Source organism: Halomonas sp. 707D4 (genome assembly GCF_024158685.1).
Lineage (GTDB): Bacteria > Pseudomonadota > Gammaproteobacteria > Pseudomonadales > Halomonadaceae > Vreelandella.
Genome location: NZ_JAMZBD010000406.1, coordinates 1 through 2,777 on the forward strand (window position 1 = coordinate 1; position 2,777 = coordinate 2,777).

Here is a 2,777-nt window from a genome sequence, read left to right on the forward strand (position 1 = left end):
TCCCTTCCCAGGGCGGTCAACACGAACCTGCCCTCGGGATTGATGCCCCCCGCCGCGCTCGCCTCGAGCGTCTTGCGACACACGCTCCACTCCGTACCCCGCGCCTCCAGTGCCTTCATTTCCCGCTTCGCCAGCCCGCAGCGAGGTAGCGTGATCGTCTCCAGCACATGGCCGCCCTCGGCGAGCAGGTTGGCGACGGTCAGCAGGCAGCGGCGTAGCTGAATATGCGCGGCAACCTCGGAAGGTGGGCGGCTCGGTTCGGCATTCATGGCGTCTCCAGAGGTGAGGCCGTTAATACAGTTGTCATGGCGTGGCGCTAGTTTAGATCAGCAAGACTGTTAGACCAAGGTCTAATGATTTGACGTGATCCGAGCTGGCAATTGCCGTAATCTTTTTCAGTGCGAATGACATCAACATCGGTGAGCGGCCTATCCTCTCGCGTTAAAGAAAGCGCTTCGCCGGCCGATGTATATTTAATAACGTCACTAAATGCATCGCCGCGTGGTGAAACGAGTGAGCGGCATTGAATCAAGGGGTATAGGTATGGCTTCAATCACGTCGCTGGGTATTGGCTCTGGACTCGATCTGAATGGATTGTTGACGGAGCTGAGAACGGCAGAAAACGCCAAGCTGGAGCCCATAGCCCTACAGATACAGTCTGCTAATACGACCGTTTCGGCCTATGGAACCTTGAAAAGTGCCATCTCGACCTTTCAGGATGCGGCCCAAGCGCTGAACGACCCCGCCACGTTCGAGAGCCTGACGAGCAAGGTCGATGGCAGCGGCATCACGGCAATGACCAGTAACGAAGCCCAGGCGGGTCGCTACGAGATCGAGGTAGACAAGCTCGCCACGGCAGGTAGCCTTGTCACGGAGCGGTTCGAGGCGGCTGATGAAGATATTGTCAGCAGCGATCAATCGCTGAGTCTCGAGCTTGCCGGCGGCAGTCTGGAGCCTATCGCGATTGCCGATGGCAGTACGCTTGAAGATATCCGCGATGCGATCAATGAACAGGCCGGTGGTCAGGTCAGCGCTTCCATCATCGACGATGGTCAAGGCTACCGACTGTCGATCATGGCAACCGATACGGGGGCCGAGGCGAGCATCACCGACACGAATTTCTCTTCTCTTCTGGCGAGCGATGTCACCACCTCGGATGCCCAGGTCGTGCAGGCAGGGGAAGATGCCGTCTTCAACGTCAACGGCATCGACATCGTCAGCGCTTCGAACCAGGTCGAAGGAGCGATCCAGGGGGTTACCCTGAACCTGGGCGAGGCCGGCACCAGCAGTACTCTACGCATCGAGCAGGACGACGAAGCGGTGAGCGATAAAGTCGCCAGCTTCGTCGAGAGCTTCAATGCTCTCAAGAGTACGCTGACAGACCTGACCCATTTCGATGCCGAGACCGGACAGGCGGCCGGGCTCAATGCCGATGCCACCACACGTGCGGTAGAGCGTGAGCTGCGTCAGGCGATCAGTGGGGTCGTTCAGGGAGAAGGTTTCAACGTACTGTCCGATATCGGTATTTCTCTGCAGACCGACGGGATGCTGAAGATCGACGAAGACAAGCTGAACAACGTCATTGCCACCCAGCCGAATGCGTTGGCCAACTTTTTCACCGGCAGCAGTGATGGAGGTGGTATGGCAGGCCAGATCGACGCTTCTCTCGAGCGCCTGGTGGGGGAGGGTGGCCGCCTGGAGACGGCAAAGGAAAATGCCGAAAGCCATGTCAGTTCCCTTCAGGATCGCTACGTCAGAACCGAAGAGCGTATCGAACAGACGATCGCGCGTTACCGTGCCCAGTTTCAGGCCATGGATAATATGGTATCCCAAATGAACCAGACCGGGGCCTATCTGGAGCAGCAATTGGTGATGTTGAGCCAGCCAAGCCAAGGCTGATCGTCCATTTCAGCGCTTTCTTCTGCGCTCAACCAAGTGTTGGTCGGGCGCATTTTCATGCCGAGAATTAAAGTTCGCTGGATGTCAGCCGATAGTCTAACCAACTATATCTTTTTGCTATTTACTACGAGGACTTGACCCGATGGCATCAATCTCAGCGCTTGGTGTAGGTTCAGGGTTGAAATTAAATGATTTGGTAAGTCAGCTCGAGGCAGCTGAACGCCAGAAGCTCACGCCCGTCTTGCAGCAAAAGAGCGCACAGCAAACCAAGATCTCGGCTTATGGGCGTCTCGAATCCGCCATGGATCGGGTCCAGACCGCCACCAGCGCATTGAACGACGCATCGACCTTCAAGCAGCAGAAAAGCACTGTCACAGGGAGTGGGGTTTTGGCTACGGCAAGTGAAAAAGCCAACGTGGGCCGCTACGAAATCGAGGTTTCGCAGCTGGCACGTTCCGGCAGTGCCGCTTCGCAAAGCGTCGAGCTCGATCAAGTCCTCACTACCCAGGATACCAAGCTCAAGCTGGACTTCGGTGCCAGCTACGTTGATGGCGAGTTCGACGCGAGTGCCGCGCCGAAAAGCAGCTACGAGATCGACATCAAGGCGGGCAGCACGCTGGCCCAGGTGCGCGATCAGATCAATGCGGACAAGAACGCGGGCGTGACGGCCTCTTTGGTCAACGATGGCAACGGTTACCGCTTGGCGCTCAGTTCCAAGGAGACAGGACAGGATGCGTCGCTCACCGAGTTTTCCGGCCTCGATGCCCTCGCAATGGACAGCACGACGGTTCGTCCCGGTCAGGACGCCAAGCTGAACGTCAACGGTATCGCGATTTCCAGCAAGACCAACCGTGTCGAAGGGGCTATCGAGGGCGTGA

Annotated in this window: 3 protein-coding genes; 2 read left to right on the plus strand and 1 reads right to left on the minus strand. The window is 57.3% G+C overall.

The annotated features are described in order from the left end of the window. Positions 1–269: hypothetical protein (locus BIS11_RS14390; protein WP_253586381.1), on the minus strand; the 269-nt coding region annotated here is incomplete at its 3' end. A gap of 274 nt (positions 270–543) precedes the next feature. Here BIS11_RS14390 and fliD point away from each other — a divergent pair. Further along, entirely contained in the window at positions 544–1,899 is a 1,356-nt protein-coding gene (gene fliD / locus BIS11_RS14395; RefSeq protein ID WP_253425785.1) for a flagellar filament capping protein FliD, read from the plus strand. Between the two features lie 142 nt (positions 1,900–2,041). Next, positions 2,042–2,777, plus strand: a 736-nt coding sequence (locus BIS11_RS14400) for a flagellar filament capping protein FliD (RefSeq protein ID WP_301286476.1), incomplete at its 3' end; no start/stop codon positions are given.

Bases quoted from the DNA above. Each gene is read 5' to 3' on its own strand.
- fliD (WP_253425785.1), top strand. From the start codon at position 544: ATGGCTTCAATCACGTCGCTGGGTATTGGCTCTGGACTCGATCTGAAT.